The sequence below is a fragment of the Microbacterium martis genome (assembly GCF_047246685.1).
In the GTDB taxonomy this organism is placed as follows: Bacteria; Actinomycetota; Actinomycetes; order Actinomycetales; family Microbacteriaceae; genus Microbacterium.
Genome location: NZ_JBFOKT010000001.1, coordinates 381,719 through 402,476 on the forward strand (window position 1 = coordinate 381,719; position 20,758 = coordinate 402,476).

Genomic DNA, 20,758 nt, shown 5'->3' on the forward strand with positions numbered 1-20,758 from the left:
CGACGGCGGACTGACCGATGCCGAGGCGGCGCGGCTGCGCGAGCTGCAGAGCCGTCCCGCCGCCGCGCCTGGTCGGGATGCGTCCCCGAGGTGGGTCGCTGAGCGTGTCGAAGCGTCGGATGGCGACGTGTCCCCGAGGTGGGTCGCTGAGCCTGTCGAAGCGTCGGATGGCGACGTGTCCCCGAGGTGGGTCGCTGAGCGTGTCGAAGCGTCGGATGGCCCTTCGACAAGCTCAGGGACCCAGGGGAGTGGGCGCCCTTCGACAAGCTCAGGGACCCAGGGGAGTGCGGGCCCTTCGACAAGCTCGGGGACCCAGGGGAGTGCGGGCCCTTCGACAAGCTCAGGGACCCAAGGCGCCACGCCCCGTCGCGGCCGCGGACTCGTCGTGGCCGCAGCATCCGCCCTTCTCTTCGCCGTCGGTCTCGGCGCCGGCTGGGTGTTCTTCGCGTCGCGGCCGGACGCGATCCCGCTGAGCGACGACCAGCAGCAGCGTCGCGATGAGCTGTATGCGAGCGATGACTACGACGCCGGCTCGGTGCGCGCCGTCGGGCAGGACGACGACGCGCTGGTGTGGTTCGGCACCAAAGACGACGGCGCGGTGTCGTGCGCCGTCATCGACGTCGGCTCCGCGTCGTCGGAGTCGTGTCGCGATTCCGACGGAGACGACCCCTTCGTCCTCTCCGCCTCGGTGCTGCTTCCCGAACCCGCCGAGGCGGCGGCCGTCTCGGGCACGAGCGTCAATGCCTTCGTGATGCTGTCGACGACCGGGGAGCCCATGGTGGCGATCCAGCGCTGGACGGCCCAGTCGGCCTCGCTCTCCGCCTTCCGCGACGAGGATCGCGCCCGCGCACAGGAGCTGTTCGACGAGGGATACGAGCTGGGTCTCTCGATCGTCGGATACTTCGGCGACGCACCGGTCTGGATCGCCGACCGCGCAACCGGCGCGGTCGTCGAGACGTGTCTGATCGTCGATGCGGCCGGGCGGGAGCAGTGCGGCGTGGCGGAGGATGTGCGCGAGGACGGGATGTCGATCGCGGTCGCCGATTCGCTCGGGTCGGTTCCGGACTCCTGGGTGATCACGGTCGACTACACTGCCGACCGATCTCCGTATCTCACGATCGTGGGCGACGCCGACGTCTCGACCGTCCGCGTGCGAGACGGCGAGCGGATGGAGCTCGGCGGCGAGCACGGCGACCCCATCGAGGTCACGATCCCGAGCGAGCCCGCGGGATAGAGGATGCGTCAGGCCGCGGCGACGCGATCGGCGAGGATCGCCCGCCGCTGGTCGCCGATGCGGGCGAGGATCAGCGTCGCCTCCTGATCGCCGGCGAGGGCGAGCTTCCGGCGGAGCGCCGCCGGATCGATGTCGACCCCGCGCTTCTTGATCTCCAGGCGACCGATCCCGTTGGCCTTCAGGGCCGCGCTGATCGCCTTGGGGTTCGGCGCCATGGTCTCCCTGACGCGGAACGACTGCACGAACGGGCTGGTCAACGCGGCATCCGACGTCAGATACGCGATGTGCTCATCGAGCATGCCGGCGTCGAGGCTGCGCGCGACGTCGCCGATCAGGCGGGCGCGGATCACCGCTCCGTCGGGCTCGTGCAGGAACGCGCCGAGCGGGCGCACAGCAGCGTCGGCGGCATCAGCCTCGGCCGTGAGCTCGTGAGACCGCTCACCGCGGATCACGAGGGCCGCCCTGCGCACACCTTCGCGGGCCAGCGCCCCGCTCCACAGCACCAGTTCGACGACGCTTCCGTCGGCGCTCACCCACTGGGCCTCGGCGTCGGTCGGCAGCGCGTCGCGGTCGTGTCCCGGACCGAGCTTGATGCCGGACGGCAGGCGCGCGGCGACGTCGAATGCCCAGTCCAGCGAGGGGGAGTAGTCGTCGGCGCCGAGGCGGCGCGTCTCGGAGTGCCCGGCCGTGCGGCGGGCCGGGTCGAGCCACACGGCTCCGGGCACGCCGGTCTCGATGGCTCTCTCGGCGGTGCTGTGGCGCACGACGGCCGAGCTCCCGAACGGGGCGAGGTTGTAGGCGGCGATGGCCGCCGTCACCTCGTCGGCGTCGACGGCGACGACGTCGAGCCCCGCCCCCGCGAAGGCGAGCGCGTCGCCGCCGATCCCGCAGCCGAGGTCGGAGACGTGGGTCATGCCCGCGCTGCGCATCCGCTGCGCGTGGCGGGCCGCGACAGCGAGTCGCGTCGCCTGCTCGAGGCCGGCGCGGGTGAACAGCATCCGCGCCGCGAACGGACCGAATTTCGCCGCGGCCCGCGACCGCAGGTGTGCTTGGCCGACGACCGCCGAGACGAGGGCGGGGGAGTGTCCGGCCGCGCGAAGCCGGGAGACGACGCGAGCGACCTCGGCCGTGGAGTCGACGGTCCCGATCTCGTCGAGGAGCTCGAGGCCCGCCGGGGTCAGCAGGGCCTGCAGCTCGGACATCTCCACCCGCCCAGCCTAGCGACCGGCGTCGGTCCTTCTCGGATGCTCGATTGGCACTCGCATTGCGGGAGTGCCAGCCGAACGCCTAGACTGGATTAGCACTCTCGGGTTGAGAGTGCGAACAAGTCTTTCGTGTCAGCGTCAAGAAAGAAGAGGTAGACCGTGTCGGTTTCCATCAAGCCGCTCGAGGACCGCATCGTCATCAAGCAGGTCGAGGCCGAGCAGACCACCGCGAGTGGCCTGGTCATCCCCGACACCGCCAAGGAGAAGCCCCAGGAGGGCGAGGTCGTGGCGGTCGGCCCCGGTCGCATCGACGACAACGGCAACCGTGTTCCGCTCGACGTCGCCGTCGGCGACCGCGTGCTGTACAGCAAGTACGGCGGCACCGAGGTGAAGTTCGGCGCCGACGAGTTCCTCGTCCTGTCGGCCCGCGACGTCCTGGCGGTCGTCGTCCGCTGAGAAGCCGAGACAGGTCGCTGACCCCCTCGAGGGAGAGCGACCGACGTCGATCGAGAAGGGCCCGGATGCTTCGGCATCCGGGCCCTTCCGCCGTCCGGCGCTGCGCGGCATAGGGTTGAGCGGTGCCCCTCGAGACGCCGACCCGTGCCACTCGGACCGCCGGCGTCGCGTACGCCGCGGCCGCCTACCTGCTCTGGGGCGTGCTGCCGCTGTACTTCCTCCTGGTCGCACCGACGAGTCCCTGGGAGGTCGTCGCCTGGCGCGTCATCCTGTCGCTCGTCTTCTGCGTGATCCTGCTGGCGGCGACCCGCGGGTGGCGGGCGCTGGGCGCGATCGTGCGACAGCCGCGGCTGCTGGTGCTGACCGCCCTCGCCGGCCTCCTGATCTACGTCAACTGGCAGGTGTTCGTGATCGGCGCCCTGACCGGGCACGTCGTGGAGACCAGTCTCGGCTACTTCATCAACCCGATCACCACCGTGCTGCTCGGCGTCTTCGTGCTGCGCGAGCGCATCCGCCGACTGCAGTGGGTGGCGATCGGCGTGGCGGCGATCGCGGTCGTCGTGATCGTCGTGGCCTACGGCGCCTTCCCGTGGATCGCCCTGACTCTGACCGCCTCCTTCGGGGTCTACGGGCTGATCAAGAAGAAGATCGGCCCGGCGGTCGACGCCGTCAGCGGATTGACGCTGGAGTCCTTCTGGCTCATCCCGATCGCGGTCCTGCAGCTCGCCCTGGTCGCGCTCACCCCCGCCGGCATCACGTTCGGGACGAACGGGCCGGCGCATGCCGTCGTCCTGTCGCTCGCCGGCGTCGTGACCGCCGTGCCGCTGCTCCTCTTCGCCGCGGGCACCCGGCGGGTGGACTTGACCGTCATCGGCATGATCCAGTTCGTCACGCCGGTGATGCAGTTCATCCTCGGCGTCGCCGTCCTCGGCGAGCCGATGCCTGCCGAGCGCTGGGCCGGATTCATCATCGTCTGGGTCGCGATCGTGGTGTTCATCGCCGACCTGCTGCTCGCGGCTCGTCGAGTGCGGAACCCGGTATCGGATCGTTAACGCACCGAGACACTCGCGACCCCTGCACGCGCGCGTCACGTTCTAGTGTTAGAGCACCCGAGCGTGGTCATAATCCACGTTCAGTTACGCAAGGGAGCATCATGAACTCACTGAAGGGCTCGCGCACAGCGAAGGTCTTCGCAGGGATCGCGCTGATCAGCGCATCCGCCATCGTCATCGCGGGCTGCAGCAGCACGCCTTCCGAGGAGCCGTCGGGTGGTGGCGACAAGCCCGCCGCCGACCTCACGCTGAAGCTCGGCTCGCTGCTTCCGCAGACCGGTTCGCTGTCGTTCCTGGGCCCGCCCATGGAGTCGGGTGTGGGCCTCGCCGTCAAGGAGGTCAACGACGCCGCCGCCGGCATCACCATCGACCTCACCGCGGAGGACGAGGGCGACACCGACACCAAGGCCTACGAGACCTCGATCACCAAGCTGCAGGGCGCCGGCGTCACCGCCATCGTCGGTGCAGCGGCCTCGGGCGTCTCCCGCCTGATCCTCGACGGCAACGTCAGCGCCGGCATCCTGCAGATCTCGGCGTCGAACACCGGTCCCGACTTCACCGACTGGGACGACAACGGCCTGTACTTCCGCACTGCTCCCAGCGACCTGCTGCAGGGCGAGGTGCTCGGCAACCTGATCGCCGAGGACGGTCACAAGACGCTCGGCGTCATCTACCAGAACGACGCCTACGGCACCGGTCTCTTCGAGAACATCAAGGCGACGTTCGAGGGCGCCGGCGGCGAGGTCGTCGCGGATGCGTCGTACAACGTCGGCGACGGTCAGTTCGACGCTCAGGTCGAGACCATCAAGGCCGCCAACCCCGATGCCGTCGCGATCGTCTCGTTCGACCAGTTCAAGACCATCGCGCCGCTGCTGGTGAACGCCGGGATCTCGCCCGACAAGTGGTACCTGGTCGACGGCAACCTGTCTGACTACGGCTCCTCGCCCGACACCAACTTCCCCTTCTCGCTCGAGGGCGCGAAGGGCACGAAGCCGGGACCGGCGCTCGAGGACGACTTCACCGACCGCCTCCAGGAGTTCTGGACCGGTGAGGGCAACCCCGAGGTGAACGACTTCACCTACGCAGCCGAGGCGTACGACGCCGTCGTGCTCGTGGCACTGGCCTCGCTCGCGGCCGGCTCCACCGAGGGCGCCGACATCGCGGCGAAGATGGCCGAGGTCTCGGGCGGCAGCGGAGACGGTGAGAAGTGCACCAGCTTCGCCGACTGCGCCAAGATCATCAACGACGGCGGCACGGCCGACTACGACGGCTACTCCGGCGAGGTCACGTTCGACGAGAACGGCGACCCGCAGGGCGCCTCGATCGGCACGTACGAGTACGGCGCCGACAACCTGATCTCCCGCACCAACTGATCGTCGGATCACAGGAAGAAGGCCCCGGATGCTGCATCCGGGGCCTTCTTCTCGTGATCTGTCAGGCGGCGTCGGTGCCGAGCGTGCCGAGGTAGAGGCCGATCACCTTGGGGTCGTTGAGCAGGTCGCGGCCGGTGCCCTCGTAGGCATCGCGCCCCTGATCGAGCACGTAGCCGCGGTCGCAGATCTGCAGGCAGCGCCGGGCGTTCTGCTCGACCATGATCGTGGTCACGCCGGCTTTGTTGATATCGGAGACGCGGATGAACGCGTCGTCCTGACGGACGGGCGAGAGCCCGGCGGACGGCTCGTCGAGGAGCAGCACCGACGGGTCCATCATGAGCGCTCGCGACATCGCCACCATCTGCCGCTCGCCGCCGGAGAGCGATCCGGCACGCTGCTTGAGCCGCTTGCCGAGCTCGGCGAAGATGCCGGTCACGAACTCGAGGCGCTCGGCATAGATCTTCGGGTTCTGATAGAGCCCCATCTGCAGGTTCTCCTCGATGGAGAGCGACGGGAACACGTTGTTCGTCTGGGGCACGAACGCCACGCCCCGCTGGACGAGCTTGTCGGCCTTCAGGCCGACGATGCTCTCGCCGTTCACGGTGATGTCGCCGCCGCGCACGTTCACCATGCCGAAGATCGCCTTGAGCAGCGTCGACTTGCCGGCGCCGTTCGGGCCGATGATGCCGATGAGCTCGCCCTGGCGTGCCACGAGGTTCGCGCCGTTGAGGATGTTCACGCCGGGAAGATACCCGGCATGCACGTCGGTCATCTGCACGACGACGTCGTCGGCAGCTGCGCCGGCCGCTCCCGCTGTGGTGTCCGCGCTCATGCGTCGTCCTTCCGATCGGTGTCGGCGTGATCCGTGCTCTCGAGCTCGGCCTCGGCCTCGGATTCGATCTGATCCCGCAGCCGTCTGGCCGCGGCGTCCTCGACCAGCGGGATGCGCCCGGTGACCGCGCCCAGATCGACGTCCTGATGCGCGCCCAGATACGCGTCGACGACCGCCGGGTCCTCCATGACCTCCTCGGGCGGCCCTTCCGCGACGACGCGGCCTTCGGCCATGACGACCACCCAGTCGGCGATGTGCCGCACCATGTGCATGTCGTGCTCGACGAAGAGCACGGTCATGCCCTCCTCCTTCAGATCGAGGATGTGGTCGAGCAGCGACTGCGTGAGGGCGGGGTTGACGCCGGCCATCGGCTCGTCGAGCATCACCAGGGTGGGATCGCTCATGAGCGCGCGCGCCATCTCGAGGAGCTTGCGCTGACCGCCCGAGAGCGCGGCGGCGAAGTCCTTCTCCTTGGCGTCGAGCTTGAACCGCGCCAGCAGCTCGCGCGCCTTCCCCTCGATCTCGGTGTCCTGTGCGCGCCAGACGAACGGCAGCAGGCTCGTCCAGAAACCCTCCCCGCGCTGGCCCGTCGCGCCGAGCTTCATGTTCTCGAGCACGGTGAGCAGCGACAGCGACTTCGTCAGCTGGAACGTGCGCACCTGACCCATGCGCGCGACCTTGAAGGACGGCACTCCCGAGAGGTTCTTGCCGTCGAACGACCACGTGCCGCTGTTGGGTTTGTCGAAGCCGCACAGCAGGTTGAAGAGCGTGGTCTTCCCGGCGCCGTTCGGACCGATCAGCGCGGTGATCGCGCCGCGCGGGATCTCGAGGTGATCGACGTCGACGGCGGTGAGGCCGCCGAAGCGCCGCTGCACGCCGTCCACGACGAGGATCGGGTCGACCTTGGCGACGCCCGGCTTCACCTCTCCCTGTGTCAGGCCGGTGGTCTTGGGACGGCGGATGCTGCCCGTGGGGGTGGGTTCACTTGACAAAGGTCATCTCCCTCTTGTCTCCGAGGATGCCCTGCGGGCGGAAGATCACGAGCAGCATCAGAGCGATGCCGACGAAGATGAACACGAGCGTCGATGCCTGGCTGTCGGACATCGGCAGGATGCCCGTCCGCGCCATCGCCGGCAGCAGGTTGGCCATGAAGGCGAACACCACCCAGAAGAGCACCGCGCCGAGCGTCGGACCGAACACGGTCGCCGCACCGCCCAGGAGCAGGATCGTCCACAGGAAGAAGGTCAGCGAGGTCGAGTAGCTGCCGGGCACGACGGCTGAGGGGAGGACGAAAACGATGCCTCCGGCCGCGCCGATCACCCCACCGACGACGAGCGCCTGCATCTTGTAGGCGAAGACGTTCTTGCCGAGTGAGCGGACGGCGTCTTCGTCTTCCCGGATGCCCTTCAGCACCCGCCCCCACGGACTGCGCATCAGGGCCCAGACGAGCAGCACGGCGACGGCGAGCACGATCAGGCCGAAGACGCGGTTCCACAGATCGTTGGCGCTGTAGGTCCACGGACCGAAACCGTAGGTGCCGGTGGGGAAGGGGTTCGCGTCGCGGAACCCGCCGTTGAACTGCGCCAGCCCGTCGGCCGAGTTGGTGTACTCGTCGAACACCTGCGTGGTGAACAGCAGGCGCACGATCTCGCCGGCAGCGATGGTCGCGATGGCGAGGTAGTCGGCGCGCAGGCGCAGGGTCGGGATGCCGAGGAGCACGGCGAAGAGCGCGCCGCCCACGAGCCCGATCAGCATGCCGACGAACCAGGGCAGGCCGAAGCTCAGGACCGAGATGGCGTAGCCGTAGCCGCCGATCGCCATGAACGCGGCCATGCCGAAGTTGAGCAGTCCCGCATAGCCGAAGTGCACGGCGAGTCCGGTCGCGGCCAGCGCGTAGGCGAGGGTGACCGGGCTGAAGAGGTACGCGGCGGTGTTCGAGAAGATGCTTCCGAAGTCCATGGTCAGCCCAGCCTTTCCCTGCGTCCGAGCAGACCCTGCGGTCGCACGAGGAGGATCACGATGAGCACGACGAGAGCGCTCGCGTACTTGAGGTCGGAGGGGATCCACAGCGTGGAGACCTCGACCGCGATGCCGACGATGAGGGAGCCGACGAGCGCGCCGAACGCCGTGCCCAGACCGCCGAGGGTGATGGCGGCGAAGATGAGCAGCAGCATCTGCATGCCCATGTCCCACTTGACGCCCGGTCGGAAGTAGGCCCACATGATGCCCGAGATCGCGGCCAGCGTGCCGGAGAGGATCCAGACGTAGCGCACGACCCGGTCGACATCGATTCCGGATGCCGCGGCCAGCTGCGGGTTGTCGGAGATGGCGCGCGTCGCCTTGCCGATGCGCGTGCGCGTGAGGAAGTAGGCGACGCCGAGGATGACCACGATGCTCACGCCCATCGCGATCATGTCGATGTACGAGAGGGAGACGGGGCCGAACTGGATCGGGGTCGGGCTCGCGCCGGGCAGCTGGCGCGTGCCACCGCCGATGAAGTACTGGAAGAGGTAGCGCAGCGCGAGCGAGAGTCCGATGCTGACGATCATCAGCTGCACCACTCCGAGACCGCGTCGCCGCAGAGGTCGCCACAGCCCGGCATCCAACGCCCAGCCGAACAGACCGCCGCCGATGACCGCCGCGATGATCCCGAGCCACAGGGGCAGGTGCCAGAAGCTGGTCGTCACCAGGGCGACCAGTCCGCCCCACGTCACCATCTCGGCGTGCGCGAAGTTCGACAGGCGGGTCGTGCCGTAGATCAGGGCCGCGCCCATCGAGGCGAGCGCGAGGAGGAGGCCGAAGTTCAGCCCTCCCACGAGCCGGGAGAGGAGTTGGTCGATGAACGACACCGTCATCCGCTGCCCCTCGCCGAGGAACAGGTTCATGATCTTGGTGCCGGTGAGACCGAACTCGACCTCGAACGAGGCGGTGGTGCCCGAGATCGGCTGCGTCCCGGGGGGCAGCTGGCCGGCGTCGACGATGACGCCGTCCGGCAGCGTGTCCTCATCGACCGTGAGGGTGTACTTCTCCTTCTCCGGCACGTAGAGCCGCCACTTGCCCTCGGCGTCGGTCTCGGTCTCGCCCTTGAAGCCGTTGCCCTCGATCTCCATCACGACACCCTCGACGGGCTCGTCGTCGAAGGTGATGACGCCCGCGAAGTAGAAGTCGGTGACCTCCTGCCCGTCGTCCGTCGTCTCGGCGGACGCCGAGGCCGGGGGCAGGAACAGGAACGCGGTCAGCGCCATGAGGATACCGAGGAGGGTGACCGCCCAGGGGCGCCTCCTCTGCACGGCGAGTGTTGTGGGTCCCACGCAACCTCCACTGTGAGTGCTCCGCTGCGGCATCGGGTGTGAACCGCGCGGATGGACGACGCATTTGAGCGTAGTGTGCGATCCGCGATTCTCCTACACGGACCGCGCGGCATGCGGGGCCGCCGTCGGGAATGTTCTCGGGTTCGTCTCGCTTAGAATCCTCTATACGGGTTCACCCGCACCGGCCGGCGTCGACCACCCATTCGCACTCGGATCCGCGCGACTCGCGCAAGGAGGAGCTTCCATGGACCAGCACGATCCCTTCGGCTTCGTCGGACTGACGTACGACGACGTGCTGCTCCTCCCGGGGCATACCGACGTGATCCCGAGCGAGGCCGACACCTCGTCGCGCATCACGCGCCGCATCTCGGTCGCCACGCCGCTGCTGTCGAGCGCGATGGACACGGTCACCGAGTCGCGCATGGCCATCGCGATCGCGCGCGAGGGCGGTATCGGCATCCTCCACCGCAATCTGTCCATCGCCGACCAGGCGGCGCACGTCGACCGCGTCAAGCGCAGCGAGTCGGGAATGATCACCGATCCCATCACGACGACGGCGGATGCCACGGTCGAAGAGGTCGACGCGCTCTGCGCGAGGTACCGCATCTCGGGCCTCCCGGTCGTCGACGACGCGGGCAGGCTGGTCGGTATCATCACGAACCGCGACATGCGCTTCGTCTCGGGCTTCGAGCGGCAGACCACGTTCGTGAAAGACGTCATGACGAGCGAGAACCTCGTCACCGCTCCCGTGGGCGTCGCGGCCGGCGAGGTCATCGCGCTGTTCGCCAAGCACCGCGTCGAGAAGCTCCCTCTCATCGACGAGGAGGGCAAGCTCGCCGGCCTCATCACCATCAAGGACTTCGACAAGAGCGAGAAGTATCCGCTCGCCACCAAGGATGACCAGGGCCGTCTGCGCGTCGGCGCGGCGATCGGATTCTTCGGCGACGCCTGGGAGCGCGCCGAGGCGCTCCGCGACGCAGGCGTCGACGTGCTCGTCGTCGACACGGCGAACGGGCAGTCGCAGGGCGTCATCGATCTGGTGCAGCGTCTGAAGGCGGACGAGTCGTTCGCGCACATCGACATCATCGGCGGCAACGTCGCGACGCGCGAAGGCGCTCAGGCGCTGATCGACGCGGGTGTGGACGCGGTGAAGGTCGGTGTCGGACCGGGTTCGATCTGCACCACCCGCGTCGTCGCCGGCGTCGGCGTGCCGCAGGTCACCGCCGTATACGAGGCCTCGCTCGCGGCGCGCCCGGCCGGTGTGCCGGTGATCGCCGACGGCGGGCTGCAGTACTCGGGCGACATCGCCAAGGCGCTCGTCGCCGGTGCCGACGCCGTCATGCTCGGGTCGCTGCTCGCGGGCACCGACGAGTCGCCGGGCGAGATCGTCTTCCAGTCGGGCAAGCAGTTCAAGCAGTACCGCGGCATGGGTTCGCTGGGCGCCATGCAGACCCGCGGCAAGCAGACGTCGTACTCGAAGGACCGCTACTTCCAGGCGGATGTGCCCAGCGACGACAAGCTGATCCCCGAGGGGATCGAGGGCCAGGTGCCGTATCGCGGCCCGCTGTCCGCCGTCGCATACCAGCTGGTCGGCGGGCTCCGACAGTCGATGTTCTACGTGGGGGCCCGCACGATCGAGGAGCTCAAGCAGCGCGGCAAGTTCGTGCGCATCACCTCGGCCGGGCTCAAGGAGTCGCACCCGCACGATGTGCAGATCGTCGTCGAGGCGCCGAACTACAAGAGGTAGCAGCCGACGCGGTCGGCCTCTTCCCGGCGTCGCCGGCCGGGCGTAGCGTGACGGTATGTGCCGCAACATCGTTCCTCTGAACAACCTCGAGCCCGCAGCGACCGACGAGGAGTGCCACGACGCCGCGCTGCAGTTCGTGCGCAAGATCTCGGGGACGAACGCCCCGTCGCGGGCGAACCAGGCGGTGTTCGATCGCGCGGTCGATGAGATCGCCGAGGCCACGCGTCGCCTCCTCGACGATCTGGTCACCTCGGCGCCCCGGAAGAACCGTCAGGCGGAGGCCGCCAAACGGCAGGCCCGTTCGGCGGAGCGCTACGAGGCGATCCGCGTCTACCAGCAGGAGAAGAAGCGGGCGGCCCGAGCCGCGTCGTGACGTTCCGGCCGGAGGACTCAGGCGCGCGGTCTTGCGCGCCTGCGCGGATCGGCTATGCCAGAATCGTCATACACTGCTCGACTTTCCCCGCGGACTCAGTGGTAGGGCACCGAGACCGCGACGCCGATCCTTCGGCAGGGAATTTCCCCAAGGAGAGCCGCACATGGTTGAGGAAACCCCTCGCGTCCTCGTGGTCGACGACGACCCGGACGTGGCCCTGCTGGTCAAGACCGTTCTCGAACGCCGCGCCGGCTGCATCGTCGAACTCGCCGAGGACGGAGCGTCGGCAGTCGAGCGCATGACGGCTGTCCGCCCGGATCTCGTCGTCACCGACATCGAGATGCCGGGACTGAGCGGTCTCGAACTGCTGGCGGAGGTGCGGCGCACCGTGCCCGACGTGCCGGTGATCGTCATGACGGCCCACGTGTCGGTCGACTACGCGGTGTCCGCGCTGAGGGCGCAGGCCGATGAGTTCCTCACCAAGCCGCTCGACAACGTCCGGCTCGTGGAGGCCGTCACCCGTCTGATCGACGAGGGCCGCCGCCGACGGGACGCGCGAGCGAAGGAGGTCGTGCTCGCGATCGGCGCACATCCCGATGACGTCGAGATCGGGGTCGGCGGACTGCTCGCCGCTCACGCGAACGCCGGTGATGCGATCACGATCCTCACCCTGTCGCGGGGCGCCCGCGGCGGCGACGCCGACAGCCGGCAGCAGGAGTCGCTCGCGTCGGCCGAGATGCTCGGCGCGCGGCTCTTCCTCAAGGACCTCGTCGACACCGAGATCTCCGGCGGCGGAGCCACGGTGCGGTTGATCGAGGAGGTCGTGCAGGAGATCCAGCCGACGATCGTCTACACGCATTCCCCGCACGACCGGCATCAGGACCACCGGGCCGTCAGCGAGGCGACGGTCGTCGCCACCCGTCGTGTGGGCACGGTCGCGTGCTACCAGAGTCCGTCCGCGACGATCGACTTCCGGCCCACACGCTTCGTGCGGATCGACCAGTACCTCGATCAGAAGCTGCGACTGCTCGAGCGCTTCCAGACGCAGACCGCCAGCCGCGACTATCTCGAGCCCGACTTCGTCACGGCCACCGCGCGCTACTGGTCCCGGTTCGGAGGCGGCAAGGCGGTCGAGCCGCTGGAGGTGGTGCGCGAGACGGCCGAGTTCGTCGGCGCCCACGAGCTCAGCAGGAGGGAGAACTGATGACGAAGCGCGTCCTCGTGACCGGTGCCGGCGGTCCGGCCGGCGTGGCGGTCATCCGCTCGCTCCTGCGCCGGGCCGACCTCGAGGTCTTCGCCGCCGACATGGACGGCTGGGCCAGCGGGATCTATCTCGTTCCCCCTGTCCGGCGACGTCTCGTCCCTCCGGGTCGCGACGCCGACTTCGTCCCGGCCATCGCCCGCATGGTCGCCGCGGACGCCCTCGATCTGGTCATCTCGACCGTCGACGTCGAGCTCATCGCGCTCGCCGAGCGTCGCGAGGAGATCGCGCCGGCCGTGCTGGCGGCGCCGTCCGCCGACACGCTGAACACCGCCCTCGACAAGCTCGCGCTCGCCGAGCGATGCGCGCCGACCGGTCTCACGCCGCGCACGGTCGCCGCCGGCCCGGCGGCGCAGGCCGTCGACTGGGAGTTCCCCGTCTTCGCGAAGCCGCGTCAGGGCGCCGGAAGCCGCGGCGTGCGGCTCGTCGCCGATCGCGCAGCCCTCGACGCGCTGCCGACCGATGAGGGGCTCATCGTGCAGGACTTCCTCCCGGGGGAGGAGTACTCCGTCGACGTCATCGCCGACGCGCAGGGCGACATCGTCGCCGCCGTGCCGCGCACGCGCGCACGGGTCGACTCCGGCGTGGCGATCGCCGGCCGGACGGTCGCGGACCCGGAGCTGGAGGATGCCGCGGCCGCCATCGCCCGGGCGATCGGACTCGTCGGCGTGGCGAACGTGCAGCTGCGCCGCGACCGTGCCGGGCGCGCCGTGCTGCTCGAGGTCAACCCGCGTTTCCCGGGTGCCCTGCCGCTGACGATCGCGGCGGGCGTCGACATCCCGTCGCTCGTCGCCGATCTGTTCCTGGGACGCGAGCTCCCAGCCCGGGTGCCGTTCCGCGAGGTGGCATCGGTGCGGTTCCTCGAAGACGTGATCGTGGAGATCGACGACGTGCTGGTGTCGGATCACGCCGGTCACCAGGAGGAGCTGTGACTCGTTCCGCCCTGCGAGGGGATCACCACGTCCACTCGACCTTCTCGGATGACGCCGTGTCGACTCTCGCCGAGAACGTGGCCGCCGCCGCGGAGGCGGGCCTGAGCACGCTGCGCCTCGTGGACCACGTGAGACAGAGCACGACCTGGGTGCCCGAGTACCTCGCCGCCGTCTCCAAGCTCTCCGTGCCCGAGGGGCTGACGGTGCTCACCGGCGTCGAGGCGAAGATCCTCGACGCCTCGGGCGCGCTCGACATCCCCGCGCTTCCTCCCGGCATCGACCGCATCCTCATCGCCGACCACCAGTTCCCCGGCGTCGACGGTCCCCTCGGTCCCACGGCCGTGCGTGAGCGCATCGCGGCGGGATGGGGAGCCGACGACGTCCTCGACCAGCTCGTCGACTCCCTGATCGCCTCGATGCGGACACACCCCGGGAACCAGCTCGCCCACTGCTTCTCGATCCTGCCGAAGATCGGCCTCTCCGAGAACGACCTCGGTGACGAGCGCATCCAGGCCTGGGCACGCGCGGCCGCCGAGACGCACACGCTGGTCGAGGTCAACGAGAAGTGGGCATGTCCCGGCATCCGTTCGCTGGCCGCGCTGCGCGCAGCGGGGGCGGAGATCGTGGCTTCCACCGACAGTCACGTGGCGACCGACGTCGGACGCTATTCGCGGGTCGTGACTCTCCTCGACGCCGGGAGCGAGTCCTGATGGTCGACCTCACCTGGCTCGAGACCCTCGTCGTCATCGTCCTGCTGCTCTGCGTGTTCGTGGGGACCCTCCCGGTCACCAACACGGGCCTGCAGTTCCTCATGCTGCCGCTGCACGCCTTCCGCAACCACTACCCCCGGGCCGCGCCGTACCATCCGAACGTCGCCGTCGTGATCCCCGCCTGGAACGAGGGTCTCGTCATCGGACCGGCCATCGAGCGCCTCCTCCAGCTCGAGTACCCGTCCGATCGGCTGCGCATCTTCGTGGTCGACGACGCCTCCACCGACGACACCCCGGCGATCGTGACGGCGAAGGCCGAGGCCTACCCCGGTCGCGTCGTGCATCTTCGCCGCGAGAAGGGCGGCGAGGGCAAGGCCCACACGCTGAACCACGGCCTCGACGTGATCCTCGCCGACCCGTGGGCCGAAGCGGTGCTCATCATGGACGCCGACGTGATCTTCGCGAGAGACTCGCTGCGCAAGCTCACCCGGCACCTCGCCGACGACCGGGTCGGCGCGGTCACCGCCTACATCGCCGAAGGCAGCCGCGACCGCAACTATCTCACCCGGTTCATCGCGATCGAGTACGTCATCGGCCAGCTGTCGGCGCGACGCACGCAGAACGTGGGCGGGGCGATCGCGTGCCTGGCCGGCGGCGCCCAGCTGCACTCCCGGGCGAACCTCGAGGCCATCGGGGGGCGCATCCCCACCGGCACCCTCGCCGAAGACACCATGACCACGTTCGAGGGTCAGCTCAAGGGCCGCCGGATGGTGTTCGAGCCGCACGCGGTGGTGCTGGCGGAGGAGCCGCGCACGATCGACAGCCTCTGGAAGCAGCGCCTGCGGTGGGCGCGGGGCAACGTGCAGCTGACCTCGATCTACCGGAAGCTGTGGTTCCGCCCGAGTCGCACGCACAACCTGGGCAGCATCCCGTTCGGACTGGCGTGGTTCACGATCCTGCTCATGCCGGCTCTCATGCTCCTGGCCGCCGCGGCGATGGTCACGCTCCTGCTGCTGCACAGCGGCATCGCCGACGTCCTCTTCCGCTTCATGTGGATCGCGGCCGCCTGCATCTACGTCTTCTCGATGGTGTACTCCGTCCAGCTCGATCCGCGGATCGGCCGGCAGTCGTGGCGCGAGGCGATCATGTTCCCCGGGCTGGGAGCACTCATCCTCATGGCCATCGCCCTCTTCCCGTGGCTCTTCGAAGACGCGCTGGCCGCCCTCGGGGCTCCGCTCACCGACGGGTCGCGCTTCGCCTGGGCGCTGGTCTTCTTCCTCTGGGGACCGATCTCGATGCTCGGCATCTGGCTCGCCCGCGTGGTGGAGCCGCTCCCGGGCGGACGCTTCCTGGCGGGACTGCTGCTGTACATCTGCGGCTACGGCTCGCTGCTGTGCGCGATCACCGTGGACTCGTACATCAAGGAGTGGCGTCGCGCCGACGCCGCATGGATCAAGACCGAGAAGATCGGACGGGTCGACGCATGACCGAATCGCTGTCGCACCAGGGCGAGGTGGACGAGATCTCCGCCGACGCGCGCCGGGAGCGGAATCTGATCCCTCAGGGACTGCTCGCGCTCGTGGTCGTGATCGTGATCGTCGTCGTGCGAGAGCTGTTCCTCCGATGAGCGGACGACCTCTCGCCCTCATCGTCGAGGACGCCGCCGATCAGGTGGCTCTGCTGCGGCGCTACCTCGACCGCGAGGGTCTCGACGTGTTCGTCGCCGTCGACGCGGAGTCGGCCATCGCCGCCTTCGGCGACATCGATCCCGTCGTCGCGGTGATCGATCTCCACCTGCCCGGCATCACGGGGCGGGAATGCGCTCGCCGGGTGCAGGAGCGCTTTCCGGACTGCTTCCTCGTCATCAGCTCGGTGCTCGACGCCACGGACTACCCGTCGGCGGATGCCGCGCTGCCCAAGCCGTTCACCGGTGCCCACGTGCACGCCATCATCGAGCAGGTGCGCCGATGAGGTCGACGCCGCTCGGCCGGGCCGAGAACCGGTGGTATCAGGTGTTCGACGACCCGAGCCCGCTGGTGAAGCAGGCTCCGACGGCCATCGCGCTCGCGGTCGCCGTGCTCCTGACCTGGCTGGTGCCGAGTCTGCCCTTCTCGCATCTCGTCCCCGCGCTCATCGGCGCGGGGCTCGTGCTGCTGGCGACCGTCCACGCGACGGTGCTGACCGTGCGCGGGGTGCACGAGGGCTGGGTCGCCCTCCTGGTGCCGATGATCGACATCGTCGGGCTGGGACTGTTCCGCGCCGGCACGGGCGGGTCCTCCTCCCTCTTCGCCGTGCTGATCCTGCTGCCCGTGGTGTGGATCGCTGCAGCGCCCGGCATCCGATACGTCTTCGTCGTCGCCGGTCTCACCTCGCTGGTGCTCCTCATGCCGTACATCGCCGATCCGCCGAAGAGCTCGGTCGACTGGCTGCGCGGCGTGATCGTGCCCTTCGTCTACGCCGCCGTGGCCGCGGTGATCAACGAGCTCTCGCGGCAGCAGCGGCTGCGGGTCGATCAGGCCCAGGAGCTGGTCGGGGAGCGCACGAAGGCGCTCTCGGAGAACGTGGCGATGATCGTGCAGCTCCGCGAGAAGGAGCAGCAGTACCGCCAGCTGGTCGGCTCCTTCCAGAGCCTATGGAGCTCGATCACCGCGCAGGCGGTGATCGCGACCGACCGCGTGGGTACGATCACCCAGTGGAACCCCGGAGCGGTGCGGCTGCTCGGACTCTCGGTCGAGGATGCGCTCGACGGGGTGCGCATCGACCGGTTCTTCTCGACGAAGGTCCTGTCGATGCTCGCCGAGGAGGATCCCGATCTGGGTCTCTCGGAGTGCCCCGACGATCTTCCCCGCGGGCTGCAGGCGCTGTTCCTGCGCGCGGCCGAGCAGACCGTCGAGGGCGACCTCGAGATCACGACCGCGAGCGGCACGTCCGTGCCCGCGCGGGTGACCGTGAGCCCGTACAAAGACGGCGAGGGGCAGCAGCAGGGCTACCTCTTCGTCGTCACCGATGAGACCAAGGCGGTCGAGGTCGCGCGGATGAAGGACGAGTTCGTCGGCATGATCTCGCACGAGCTCCGCACGCCGTTGAGCTCGATCATCGGGTTCCTCGACCTGTTGCAGAACGACCCCGGTCAGCCGCTCACCGACGATCAGCAGGAGTTCGTCGGCATCATCGAGCGCAACGCGAAGCGGCTGCTCAACCTCGTCGGCGACCTGTTGTTCACCGCTCAGGTCGAGTCGGGCCGGATCCCCCTCGAGCGGGCCGAGACCGACCTCGGAGCGCTGGTGGAGTCGGCCGTGGCGTCCGCCATCCCGCACGCCCAGCGCGAGGGCATCGCCCTCGAGGCAGACGTCGAACCGGGGCTGCCCCCGCTGCTGCTCGATCCGGGGCGCATCGGCCAGGCGCTCGACAACCTGCTGTCGAACGCGATCAAGTTCACGCCGCGCGGCGGGCGGGTCACCGCCCGGGTCGGAGCGGTCGACGGCGGCGTCGAGTTCTGCGTTCGCGACACCGGCGTCGGCATCCCGGCGGACGAGCAGGGGATGCTGTTCACCCGGTTCTTCCGCGCGTCGACGGCGACGCGCAACGCGGTGCCCGGTGTCGGCCTCGGGCTCACCATCACGCGTGCCATCGTCCTCGCGCACGGCGGCGCGATGGACGTCAGCAGCGAGGAGGGAGTGGGCACGGAGTTCCGGTTCGTCCTGCCCCGCCCGTTGATGACCGAGGCGGTGCCGATCGTGGGTCGCGCCGACTGAGGATGCGGCCGTGCGAGGCGTCGCTCGACGCGGCGTCCCGCCCACCGTAGCTCGACGGAACGGATGCTCTGACTGCGCTCCTCGCGGAGCGTCGAGCAGCCGCCGCCGCGGAGGACGCGTCGGCCGCGTGATGGTTCTCGACGCCTCCGCGCTGCTGGCCTTCCTGCAGGGCGGGCCCGGCGCCGACCGCGTCGAAGAGCTGTTGGACGGTGCCATCGTCGGTGCGGCGAACTGGTCGGAGGTCGCGCAGAAGGTGAGAGCCTCCGGAGCGGACTGGGGAGTGGCATCCGGCCTCCTCCTCAGCTACGACCTGGTCATAGAACCGGTGACGCGCGCCGATGCGGATTCCGCCGCCGCGCTCGGGAGGCGAGGCAGCGGGCTCTCGCTGGGAGATCGGCTGTGCCTCGCCCTCGCACAGCGTCTCGACGCCGCTGTGCTGACGGCCGACCGGGCGTGGGGCGAGTCCGATCGGATCGTGCAGCTCCGGTCGTGACATCTCGGTCCGGCCGCACGCCGGTAGGCTGGTCGGGTGACCATGGAGATCGAGCTCGGCCGAGGAAAGCGCGCGCGCCGCGCGTACACGTTCGACGACATCGCGGTGGTGCCGTCCCGGCGCACCCGCAATCCGGAAGACGTCTCGACCGCATGGACGATCGACGCGTTCGGCTTCGACATCCCCGTCCTCGGCGCGCCGATGGACTCGGTCGTGAGCCCGCAGACGGCGATCATGCTCGGTCAGCTCGGCGGACTCGGCGTCCTCGACCTCGAAGGCCTCTGGACGCGTTACGAGAACGTCGAGCCGCTGCTCGCCGAGATCGCGGGCCTCGACGACAGCCACGCGACGGTGCGCATGCAGGAGCTGTACGCCGAGCCGATCAAGCCGGAGCTCATCACCCGTCGCCTCGCCGAGATCCGTGACGCCGGCGTCACCGTGGCCGGTTCGCTGACCCCGCAGCGCACGCAGGAGCACTACGACACGGTCGCGGCGGCCGGAGTCGACCTCTTCGTCATCCGCGGCACCACCGTCTCCGCCGAGCACGTGTCGAGCGTCGCCGAGCCGCTGAACCTCAAGAAGTTCATCTACGACCTCGACGTCCCGGTGATCGTCGGCGGCGCCGCCACCTACACCGCGGCCCTGCACCTCATGCGCACGGGCGCGGCGGGCGTCCTCGTGGGCTTCGGCGGGGGCGCGGCCTCCACCACGCGCGCCACGCTGGGCATCCACGCGCCCATGGCCACGGCGGTGTCCGATGTGGCGGCCGCACGCCGCGACTACCTCGACGAGTCGGGGGGTCGCTACGTCCACGTCATCGCCGACGGCGGGGTCGGCACGTCGGGCGACATCGTCAAGGCGCTGGCCATGGGCGCGGATGCCGTCATGCTCGGCGTCGCCCTCGCCCGCGCCACCGATGCCCCCGGTCGGGGCTTCCACTGGGGTCCCGAAGCGCACCACGCGAAGCTGCCGCGCGGCCGCCGTGTCGAGGTCGGCGGCATCGGCACACTCGAAGAGATCCTCTACGGCCCGGCGCCCGTCGCCGACGGCACCGCGAACCTCATCGGCGCCCTGCGCAAATCGATGGCGACCACCGGCTACTCCGACCTGAAGGAGTTCCAGCGCGTCGAGGTCGTGCTCGCTCCGTACGAGGCGTGAGGCTTCGCGCGTCACCGTGACCTCTCCTGCGCTGTTCCCGCCCACCCTCCGCGAGGTCATGCTCCGCGGGCGCTGGATCGGGATGCTGCTGCTCTGCCTCGTGGTCGCCGGGGTGTTCGCGTGGCTCGGGCAGTGGCAGCTGGAGAGGGCCATCGAGACCGACCCGCCCCCTCCGGGTGCCACCGAGCAGGTGCGCCCGCTCGACGAGGTCGTCGCACCCGGGGAGTACCTGCCGGAGCCGTTGGTCGGACAGCGCGTCGAGACCTCGGGTGCCTGGGTGCCCGGAGACTTCCTCGTCGTGTCGAGTCGATTCAACGACGACGCCGAGGGCTTCTGGGTGACCGGTCAGCTGCGTGTCGCCGAGAGCACCTCCATCGCCGTCGCGGTCGGATGGGCCCCGGACCGCGAGACGGCGGATGCCGCGGCCGCCCGACTCGACGCCGCGGCCGACGGCGAGGTGGTCGAGGTCGCCGGACGCATCATCTCGGACGAGGGTCCTGCCGTCCCTCCTCGCGACGAGCCGGACCGCATGGACCGCATGTCGACGGCGATGCTGCTCAGCCGGTGGCACGACGTCGACGGGCTCGACGTCTACCGCCCCTACCTCGCCGCGACGACGGCGACCGGAGGACTGGTCGACATCGCGTCGCCCGCGCCGGAGGAGCAGTCACCGGTGAACTGGCTCAACGTGTTCTACGCGATCGAGTGGGCGATCTTCGCCGGGTTCGCGTTCTACCTCTGGTACCGGCTCGCGAAAGACGCGTGGGAGCGCGAGGTCGAGGAGTTCGAGGAGGCTCGGGGCACCGCGAGCGTGTGATCGCCTGCGCATCTGAGCGGGTTGGCTCGCGCATCTGCGCAGACAGTGC

Annotated in this window: 21 protein-coding genes; 16 read left to right on the plus strand and 5 right to left on the minus strand. The window is 69.4% G+C overall.

The window, feature by feature from the left end; translation table 11 throughout:
• The first annotated feature begins 175 nt into the window (after positions 1-175).
• Positions 176-1,234, plus strand: coding sequence for a flagellar basal body-associated FliL family protein (locus tag AB3M90_RS01895; RefSeq protein ID WP_412949601.1), 1,059 nt, complete (start codon positions 176-178; stop codon positions 1,232-1,234).
• Between the two features lie 8 nt (positions 1,235-1,242).
• Here AB3M90_RS01895 and AB3M90_RS01900 read toward each other — a convergent pair whose 3' ends face one another.
• Entirely contained in the window at positions 1,243-2,442 is a 1,200-nt protein-coding gene (locus AB3M90_RS01900) for a class I SAM-dependent methyltransferase (protein WP_412949602.1), read from the minus strand.
• Between the two features lie 156 nt (positions 2,443-2,598).
• Between AB3M90_RS01900 and groES the strand changes: the two genes are divergently transcribed.
• From groES to AB3M90_RS01915, 3 genes are all read left to right on the plus strand, one after another.
• Complete coding sequence (gene groES / locus AB3M90_RS01905; protein ID WP_017203655.1) at positions 2,599-2,895, plus strand: co-chaperone GroES; 297 nt, start codon at positions 2,599-2,601, stop codon at positions 2,893-2,895.
• 122 nt (positions 2,896-3,017) lie between these two features.
• Positions 3,018-3,947, plus strand: a complete 930-nt coding sequence (gene rarD / locus AB3M90_RS01910; protein ID WP_412949603.1) for an EamA family transporter RarD — start codon at positions 3,018-3,020, stop codon at positions 3,945-3,947.
• Between the two features lie 101 nt (positions 3,948-4,048).
• Entirely contained in the window at positions 4,049-5,320 is a 1,272-nt protein-coding gene (locus AB3M90_RS01915; RefSeq protein WP_412949604.1) for an ABC transporter substrate-binding protein, read from the plus strand.
• A gap of 61 nt (positions 5,321-5,381) precedes the next feature.
• Here the strand turns inward: AB3M90_RS01915 and AB3M90_RS01920 are convergent, their stop codons facing one another.
• Genes AB3M90_RS01920 through AB3M90_RS01935 form a run of 4 tightly spaced genes read right to left on the minus strand, consistent with a single transcriptional unit; the run spans position 5,382 to position 9,463 of the window.
• Complete coding sequence (locus tag AB3M90_RS01920; protein ID WP_412949606.1) at positions 5,382-6,152, minus strand: ABC transporter ATP-binding protein; 771 nt, start codon at positions 6,150-6,152, stop codon at positions 5,382-5,384.
• The gene (locus tag AB3M90_RS01925; protein WP_412949607.1) at positions 6,149-7,144 is read right to left on the minus strand and encodes an ABC transporter ATP-binding protein; all 996 of its coding nucleotides are present in this window, start codon (positions 7,142-7,144) and stop codon (positions 6,149-6,151) included. The genes AB3M90_RS01920 and AB3M90_RS01925 overlap by 4 nt, the downstream gene beginning before the upstream one ends.
• Positions 7,134-8,111, minus strand: a complete 978-nt coding sequence (locus tag AB3M90_RS01930; RefSeq protein ID WP_412949608.1) for a branched-chain amino acid ABC transporter permease — start codon at positions 8,109-8,111, stop codon at positions 7,134-7,136. Before AB3M90_RS01930 ends, AB3M90_RS01925 begins: the two co-directional genes overlap by 11 nt.
• Positions 8,112-8,113: 2 nt before the next feature.
• The gene (locus tag AB3M90_RS01935; protein WP_412949609.1) at positions 8,114-9,463 is read right to left on the minus strand and encodes a branched-chain amino acid ABC transporter permease; all 1,350 of its coding nucleotides are present in this window, start codon (positions 9,461-9,463) and stop codon (positions 8,114-8,116) included.
• Positions 9,464-9,707: 244 nt separating this feature from the next.
• On the opposite strand from AB3M90_RS01935, the gene guaB reads away from it, so the two are divergent.
• From guaB to AB3M90_RS01995, 12 genes are all read left to right on the plus strand, one after another.
• Positions 9,708-11,210: an IMP dehydrogenase gene (gene guaB, locus AB3M90_RS01940; protein ID WP_412949610.1), complete on the plus strand. Its 1,503-nt coding sequence runs from the start codon at positions 9,708-9,710 to the stop codon at positions 11,208-11,210.
• 55 nt (positions 11,211-11,265) lie between these two features.
• The gene (locus tag AB3M90_RS01945; RefSeq protein ID WP_412949611.1) at positions 11,266-11,583 is read left to right on the plus strand and encodes a DUF2277 domain-containing protein; all 318 of its coding nucleotides are present in this window, start codon (positions 11,266-11,268) and stop codon (positions 11,581-11,583) included.
• A gap of 163 nt (positions 11,584-11,746) precedes the next feature.
• Complete coding sequence (locus AB3M90_RS01950; protein WP_412949612.1) at positions 11,747-12,787, plus strand: response regulator; 1,041 nt, start codon at positions 11,747-11,749, stop codon at positions 12,785-12,787.
• Positions 12,787-13,776, plus strand: a complete 990-nt coding sequence (locus AB3M90_RS01955; protein ID WP_412949613.1) for an ATP-grasp domain-containing protein — start codon at positions 12,787-12,789, stop codon at positions 13,774-13,776. Before AB3M90_RS01950 ends, AB3M90_RS01955 begins: the two co-directional genes overlap by 1 nt.
• The gene (locus AB3M90_RS01960) at positions 13,773-14,486 is read left to right on the plus strand and encodes a PHP domain-containing protein (RefSeq protein WP_412949614.1); all 714 of its coding nucleotides are present in this window, start codon (positions 13,773-13,775) and stop codon (positions 14,484-14,486) included. Before AB3M90_RS01955 ends, AB3M90_RS01960 begins: the two co-directional genes overlap by 4 nt.
• Positions 14,486-15,973: a glycosyltransferase family 2 protein gene (locus AB3M90_RS01965; RefSeq protein WP_412949615.1), complete on the plus strand. Its 1,488-nt coding sequence runs from the start codon at positions 14,486-14,488 to the stop codon at positions 15,971-15,973. Before AB3M90_RS01960 ends, AB3M90_RS01965 begins: the two co-directional genes overlap by 1 nt.
• Positions 15,970-16,113 (plus strand): hypothetical protein, encoded by a 144-nt coding sequence (locus AB3M90_RS01970; RefSeq protein ID WP_412949616.1) that lies wholly within the window; start codon positions 15,970-15,972, stop codon positions 16,111-16,113. Before AB3M90_RS01965 ends, AB3M90_RS01970 begins: the two co-directional genes overlap by 4 nt.
• The gene (locus AB3M90_RS01975) at positions 16,110-16,457 is read left to right on the plus strand and encodes a response regulator (protein WP_412949617.1); all 348 of its coding nucleotides are present in this window, start codon (positions 16,110-16,112) and stop codon (positions 16,455-16,457) included. The genes AB3M90_RS01970 and AB3M90_RS01975 overlap by 4 nt, the downstream gene beginning before the upstream one ends.
• A complete protein-coding gene (locus AB3M90_RS01980) occupies positions 16,454-18,241 on the plus strand; it encodes a sensor histidine kinase (RefSeq protein ID WP_412949618.1) in 1,788 nt (595 codons plus the stop codon). The genes AB3M90_RS01975 and AB3M90_RS01980 overlap by 4 nt, the downstream gene beginning before the upstream one ends.
• 130 nt (positions 18,242-18,371) lie before the next feature.
• Positions 18,372-18,734 (plus strand): type II toxin-antitoxin system VapC family toxin, encoded by a 363-nt coding sequence (locus AB3M90_RS01985; RefSeq protein ID WP_412951186.1) that lies wholly within the window; start codon positions 18,372-18,374, stop codon positions 18,732-18,734.
• A gap of 42 nt (positions 18,735-18,776) precedes the next feature.
• Positions 18,777-19,892 (plus strand): GuaB3 family IMP dehydrogenase-related protein, encoded by a 1,116-nt coding sequence (locus AB3M90_RS01990; RefSeq protein ID WP_412951187.1) that lies wholly within the window; start codon positions 18,777-18,779, stop codon positions 19,890-19,892.
• Between the two features lie 58 nt (positions 19,893-19,950).
• On the plus strand, positions 19,951-20,709 hold the full coding sequence (locus AB3M90_RS01995; protein ID WP_412951189.1) for an SURF1 family protein: 759 nt from the start codon (positions 19,951-19,953) through the stop codon (positions 20,707-20,709).
• Positions 20,710-20,758 lie beyond the last annotated feature (49 nt).

Excerpts from the sequence above, each read along its gene's own strand:
- AB3M90_RS01915 (WP_412949604.1), top strand. The coding sequence starts at position 4,049 with ATGAACTCACTGAAGGGCTCGCGCACAGCGAAGGTCTTCGCAGGGATC.
- AB3M90_RS01920 (WP_412949606.1), bottom strand. The coding sequence starts at position 6,152 with ATGAGCGCGGACACCACAGCGGGAGCGGCCGGCGCAGCTGCCGACGAC.
- AB3M90_RS01930 (WP_412949608.1), bottom strand. The coding sequence starts at position 8,111 with ATGGACTTCGGAAGCATCTTCTCGAACACCGCCGCGTACCTCTTCAGC.
- guaB (WP_412949610.1), top strand. The coding sequence starts at position 9,708 with ATGGACCAGCACGATCCCTTCGGCTTCGTCGGACTGACGTACGACGAC.
- AB3M90_RS01945 (WP_412949611.1), top strand. The coding sequence starts at position 11,266 with ATGTGCCGCAACATCGTTCCTCTGAACAACCTCGAGCCCGCAGCGACC.
- AB3M90_RS01950 (WP_412949612.1), top strand. The coding sequence starts at position 11,747 with ATGGTTGAGGAAACCCCTCGCGTCCTCGTGGTCGACGACGACCCGGAC.
- AB3M90_RS01955 (WP_412949613.1), top strand. The coding sequence starts at position 12,787 with ATGACGAAGCGCGTCCTCGTGACCGGTGCCGGCGGTCCGGCCGGCGTG.
- AB3M90_RS01965 (WP_412949615.1), top strand. The coding sequence starts at position 14,486 with ATGGTCGACCTCACCTGGCTCGAGACCCTCGTCGTCATCGTCCTGCTG.
- AB3M90_RS01970 (WP_412949616.1), top strand. The coding sequence starts at position 15,970 with ATGACCGAATCGCTGTCGCACCAGGGCGAGGTGGACGAGATCTCCGCC.
- AB3M90_RS01975 (WP_412949617.1), top strand. The coding sequence starts at position 16,110 with ATGAGCGGACGACCTCTCGCCCTCATCGTCGAGGACGCCGCCGATCAG.
- AB3M90_RS01980 (WP_412949618.1), top strand. The coding sequence starts at position 16,454 with ATGAGGTCGACGCCGCTCGGCCGGGCCGAGAACCGGTGGTATCAGGTG.
- AB3M90_RS01985 (WP_412951186.1), top strand. The coding sequence starts at position 18,372 with ATGGTTCTCGACGCCTCCGCGCTGCTGGCCTTCCTGCAGGGCGGGCCC.
- AB3M90_RS01990 (WP_412951187.1), top strand. The coding sequence starts at position 18,777 with ATGGAGATCGAGCTCGGCCGAGGAAAGCGCGCGCGCCGCGCGTACACG.
- AB3M90_RS01995 (WP_412951189.1), top strand. The coding sequence starts at position 19,951 with ATGCTCCGCGGGCGCTGGATCGGGATGCTGCTGCTCTGCCTCGTGGTC.